Annotated in this window: 3 protein-coding genes; 2 read left to right on the top strand and 1 reads right to left on the bottom strand. The window is 42.3% G+C overall.

Annotation, left to right across the window (positions count from 1 at the left end):
* Nucleotides 1-422: 422 nt before the first annotated feature.
* Nucleotides 423-3,002 (bottom strand): ATP-dependent chaperone ClpB, encoded by a 2,580-nt coding sequence (gene clpB / locus ACFINU_RS05125; RefSeq protein ID WP_375667417.1) that lies wholly within the window; start codon nt 3,000-3,002, stop codon nt 423-425.
* 458 nt (nt 3,003-3,460) lie between these two features.
* Between clpB and ACFINU_RS05120 the strand changes: the two genes are divergently transcribed.
* Both ACFINU_RS05120 and ACFINU_RS05115 read left to right on the top strand, forming a co-directional pair.
* Nucleotides 3,461-4,492: a DUF3472 domain-containing protein gene (locus tag ACFINU_RS05120; protein ID WP_375617978.1), complete on the top strand. Its 1,032-nt coding sequence runs from the start codon at nt 3,461-3,463 to the stop codon at nt 4,490-4,492.
* 1,012 nt (nt 4,493-5,504) lie between these two features.
* On the top strand, nt 5,505-5,876 hold the full coding sequence (locus tag ACFINU_RS05115; protein ID WP_375667420.1) for a helix-turn-helix domain-containing protein: 372 nt from the start codon (nt 5,505-5,507) through the stop codon (nt 5,874-5,876).
* Nucleotides 5,877-6,000: the final 124 nt, after the last annotated feature.

The following is a 6,000-nucleotide window of genomic DNA, read 5'->3' as shown; positions in this document are numbered from 1 at the left end:
TTGATTTCTGATTAGGAAAAAGAGCAACGATCAACGTTATTTGCTAATATATCAAACAACAAAACATGCTTAAGTCAAATTCAAACCAGCTCCCCCACACCCCTTCAAAGAGCAGTGTTTTACGGCGGATAAACGGCATTTCTCTTTAACGCTTTTACGCACAAAGCAATAAAGCAATCCCGCTTGTGACTTCACTTATAACATTGCAAGAAAATAGCTTTCACTACAACCAGAAGTAAAAGAATCCTACGATATTCGAGAACACTCATTTAACATGCAAAAACACCAACCACTCCCTTTGCTTTGCAATAAAACACCGCTTGTTTCATCGTGAATTTTTCTAAATCAGCACGCCTCAAAGAGCGGTGTTTTATCGCATAATAAGATTATCACCGCCCTTTATAGCGTGAATTTTTCCACACTTAATCTTCAGGCAAAAATTCCAACCGATCTCCTTGTTTTGTAATTTTCACCGTTGTCTCATCGTGAATTTTTCCAAATAAGATATTTTCCGCCAGTGGATCTTGAATTTCTTTTTGAATAATCCGTTTAAGCGGACGCGCACCATAGAGCGGATCATAGCCTTTATCGGCAAGAAATTTTCTCACCTCTGGCTCGATTTGCAAAGTTATTTTGCGTTCATTGAGCAAATTTTGCAAATGTTGTATCTGGATATCAACGATAGCTTCCATATCGTGACGTTGCAGCCTCTGAAAAAGGATAATCTCATCGATACGGTTTAAAAACTCCGGACGAAAAGCGGCTTTCACCACATTCATGACCTCACTTTTTGCCTGATCAACGGTTTGACCTTCAGGCAAAGCAGTTAAGAACTCAGCACCAAGATTTGAGGTCATAATCAGCAAGGTATTGCGAAAATCAACGGTACGCCCTTGACTATCGGTCAAGCGTCCCTCATCCAACACTTGCAACAAGAGATTAAAAATATCAGGATGTGCTTTTTCAATTTCGTCAAACAGAATGACCTGGTAAGGTCTTCTACGTACAGCCTCCGTCAGCCCCCCCCCCTCTTCATATCCAACATATCCAGGAGGTGCCCCAATCAGCCGCGCCCCAGCATGTTTTTCCATATATTCCGACATATCGATGCGCAACATGGCATTGGAGTCTTGGAAAAGAAAAGCGGCAAGAGCTTTGGTTAATTCGGTTTTCCCCACACCGGTAGGACCCAAAAACATGAAAGAGCCAAGGGGCCGATTAGGATCTTGCAACCCTGCGCGCGCACGGCGTACAGCGCGAGAAACAGCTTGAACAGCCTCTCCCTGCCCAATCACACGTTTGCTAATTTCATCTTCCATCCGCAACAGCGCCTCCCGTTCTGCCTCCAACATTCGATCAACAGGAATACCGGTCCAGCGCGAAACAATCCGCGCCACATGTTCAGCAGTGACCGTCTCTTCAACGAGATGATTTTGTTGGTCATCATTTTCCGCGATACTCAATTGTTTTTCGAGTTCAGGGATAACGCTATAAGCGAGCTCTCCAGCGCGTTGGAATTGTCCATCACGCTGTGCAATAGCCAAAGCATTACGGGCTTCTTCGAGTTGTTTTTTCAAATCAGCAGCATGCCCTAATTTTTGTTTCTCAGCCTGCCAAGCACTTGTCATCTCAGCGGACTGTTGTTCCAATGTTTTCAGTTCCTCCTGCACATTTTTCAAACGTTCTTTTGCTGTTGGCTCGACATCTGTTTTCAAAGCTTCCCGTTCGATCTTCAACTGTAAAATACGCCGATCAACAGCATCGAGTTCTTCCGGCTTTGAATCGACCTGCATGCGCAACCGCGCCGCCGCTTCATCGATAAGATCAATAGCTTTATCCGGCAAGAAGCGATCCGTAATATAGCGGTTAGACAAACGCGCGGCCGCAATCAAAGCACTATCAGCCAAGCGCACTTTGTGATGTTGTTCATATTTTTCCTTAATACCGCGCAAGATAGAAATAGTATCTTCCAAAGAGGGTTCAGGTACAAAGACAGGTTGAAAGCGGCGTGCCAAAGCAGCATCTTTTTCGACATATTTTCGATATTCATCGAGCGTAGTAGCGCCCACACAATGGAGTTCTCCGCGTGCAAGAGCAGGTTTTAACAAGTTAGAAGCATCCATAGGACCGTCAGATTTTCCAGCGCCAACAAGATTGTGCAATTCATCAATAAAGAGGATAATTTGTCCATTTTCAGCTTGCACCTCTGCCAGCACCGCTTTAAGGCGCTCTTCGAATTCCCCACGATATTTTGCACCAGCGATAAGCGCTCCCATATCCAGCGCATGAAGCTGTTTATCCCGCAAAGTTTCAGGCACATCGCCATTGATAATGCGCAGAGCTAACCCTTCCACAATAGCTGTTTTCCCCACCCCAGGCTCACCAATCAACACGGGATTATTTTTCGTCCGCCGTGAGAGCACCTGAATAGTGCGGCGGATTTCCTCTTCCCGCCCAATCACAGGGTCGAGTTTTCCTTCACGGGCATCTTTTGTGAGATCCCGGGCATATTTTTGCAAGGCATCATATTGTCCTTCGGCATGGGGGCTTGTTGCTGTTTTTCCTTTCCGCAGCGCATTAATTGCCCGATTAAGCGCTTGCGGGGTCAATCCTCCACTTGTTAAAATATCGGCTGTTTTTGCGGTCTTTTCCATGATCAGCGCTTGCAACATGCGCTCCACGGTCACAAATTGATCACCGGCTTTTTTCGCAATATCCTCAGCCAGCGCGAAAACTTTTGCCAATGGCTGCGAAAGATAGAGCTGTCCATTTCCCCCTTGCACCTTAGGCAAAGCATTAAGTGCTTCTTTTAGCGCCTTTTGAATAAGAGTAAGATCACCACCAGCGTTTTGGATAAGCGATGCAGCCAATCCTTGAGAATCATCTAACAACACTTTCAGGAAATGCTCCGGCATAAACTGCTGATGATCAGAAGCAAGAGCGCTATTTTGTGCTGATTGTAAAAAACCCTGCACGCGTTCGCTATATTTTTCCAAGTTCATTTTTTTTCCTTAAATCTCAAGCCACCACCACACTTTAACCTCTCCAATATTCCACACAAGAAACATCCAGAAAGGATTATCCATCCTCTAAAAACACCGCGAAAAAAGCAGCATGAAGAAGAACCATAGTGCTAAAAAGAATATGGGTTTCTACAAGCCTCATAGCAAGAGGGAGAAAAAAAATACGCTATCATTTTAAATAAAAACCGCAACTTTTCTTATACCCCACATCATCACTCCCCTTTTTAAACTCTCACCCACAAACTCCACTATTAAAACTTAAATTTGAACAGCAGAAAAGGAGCATGCAAAAACATTTCAAACAAAGCAGTCTTTACAGCATATAGTTTAGAGTAAACATTAAAGTATTTTCTATATTTTTACTTAAAAAATTATTGAATATATGCTTTAATACTTATAAAGTTGCAATATATATTATTAATATAGAGGATTTGAGTATGTACCGTACTGTAAAAAAGGTTATTTTAATACTTTTAATCCTTCTGATAAGTAAACCAAGCTATGCCATCTTTGCCGGCAAAGTTATTACAATAGAGCATGAATGGCCTGAAAATGCATTATTTGATCTATTTGTTTTCACCCAGCAAATAAATTACGATGGTGGGCCTAACTCCATCTATTTCTGGGGAAATAAATTTGAATTCCAAAACGGGAAAAGTGGACAAATTGGTTTTTTCAACAGGAGCGGCCGTACCATTCATTTTTCTATCTGGAATGCAACGGGATGGAAGGGTAATACATGTAAGCATTTTACCCAGGAAGGTTCAGGAGTACGATGTGAAATCAAGTTTCCATGGGAGATGGGACGCAGATATCAATTATATGTTGAAAAAAATGAAAATCTAGTTACAGCGAAAGTAGTCGATTTTATAACGGGTAAAAAAGTGAATATTGGGACCATAGAAGTACCAAATACATTTGGCAAACTCCGTAAATCTTCAAGTTTTGTTGAAGACCATTCTCGTTGGAAGAGACATCTTTCCTCTTGTTATGATTTAAGTCCGCAAAGTTCAATTTTTTTTGATCCTAATGGCTTAAAACAAAACAAGCTACACGAAGGGAGTCTGAAAGTTTCTAATCAAGGAAAGTGCCGAGATTCTCACCTCATCCAAACATCATGTACATTCACTTTTTGCATGACAAGTATAAGCGACCTTGGAGGTTTAGCCTCGCCTACTGCTGGACCAGAAATACAAATTTCCAATGGGAAAGATCTGTCTGCACAAACAATTTCTAACGTCTTGAAACAAAAAGAGCTTGTCGTTATTCGTTCAAAAGATCGTTCTTGGGCACCCAACATCTTTTTGCCATCTCCTGATTTATTTAAGTGGAAATCAATCTTTATAGATCATCTAGCGGCTTCCAGTTCTACGCTTCACACCACTCACGGCACACAAAAGATAACCACAGGTCAAAAGATTATGTATATGTCTGATGGAAAAACTTGGAAAATTATGAAAAGAAACTAGCTTTTTTCTTCTTGATAAGCCCCCTCACTCCCCTTTGAAAACAACTGGGGGGTGAGGAAGTTTTTTTTCATTTCCCCACCACGGCTCCCTTTCCCAGTTATTTTTTCGAGCCCTGCTCTCATCCCCTTTAGCTCCCCACATCACCATACTTTCCAGGGCATTTTCTCCATTCTCACCCCCTTTCAAAACCACAACACCCTTTAATAAAAGCCTCACCTCCCTCTTCTATCACCCTCACACCATCCCTTCACGCATCCCTTTGCACTACCCCGCCTCTTATCCACACCCTCCCCTTGTCCATAGGCACTCTCCCATTCCCCCCTCTTCTCCCATCACACATTTACGACTTACAGCACTCTTCATTCCAGCTTCCCTCCTCGATTCACAGTCTCTTCACCCCCCATTTATCTCACCCCATCCATGCCAGATAAAAGCCCAACGTGACCCTAAAACACGCACAACACATAAATCCATAAATCCTCCGCTTCACTTTTACAGATTCACATTTTTACGTTTTTACACATTCACAGAAAACAGCCAAATAAAATTTCCACATCACCACCCGCGCTGCTCTGTAAACACTGTTCTGAAAACGAATCCAGCTTTTTGCCTAGTACCCTTACAGTCTCCACCCCCCAAAAAAGACAGCACTTCACCAGGCTCAACAAATTAAGCCCTATCCTGAATATTCAAGCTCTTCACTCCTCCTTCAAATAGCGCCGTTTTACGGTATAACAGAATAGAAAATTTTTCATTTTTCTTGCCAATCTCCTGAAATTACTTTATCACTTAAAGTGTAATTTTGGTCGTCTACGCAGCGATCAAGAGGGATTCAAAAACCCTAAGCTCTAGCGTAAAATGAGCCCACTTTTGTGGGTATCCCGGAATTCCGGGAGTTTTTGCCATGTCCAGGTGCGTTTCCGCACTAAAAGCAAAAAAACTGACTAGAGCTCAGTATTTTGACTCCCGGAATACCAATGCGAGGGCGCTCGCAACCGGAGGGGGGCTTGAAGTGCCAACTAAAAATCCACATTTTATCGACATTTTGATAGGCAAAAGAATCCGTCACAGACGCATTTCAATAGGACTTTCCCAAAAAGCATTAGGAAGCCATTTAGGTGTCAGTTTTCAACAAATCCAAAAATACGAAAAAGGCTTAAGTCGTGTAAGCGTAGGGTATTTACTCAAAATCGCCCAAAAACTGGATATCCCTATAAGCTTTTTTTATGCAGACATTGCCACAAAAGAAGATCTTCCCACAAAAGAAACTCTCTTACACCACGACCAATACACCTATAGCGAAAAAGAACACACTCTTTTGAAAAATTTTAGAGAGCTCCAGCCGAAAAAACAAAAAGCAATCTTGTGGTTGATTTCTGATTAGGAAAAAGAGCAACAATTAACATACCCCCTGCCTAAAGTTTCCCATACCTGATATCACCATACCTCCAAGAATGATATTTTACGGCATGTAAGATAATTCACACTATAGCTCCTCGTTTTCTGTT

It is taken from the genome of Bartonella sp. AC130YNZD (assembly GCF_042196865.1).
In the GTDB taxonomy this organism is placed as follows: Bacteria; Pseudomonadota; Alphaproteobacteria; order Rhizobiales; family Rhizobiaceae; genus Bartonella.
This window is presented reverse-complemented; position numbering and strand designations above follow the sequence as displayed.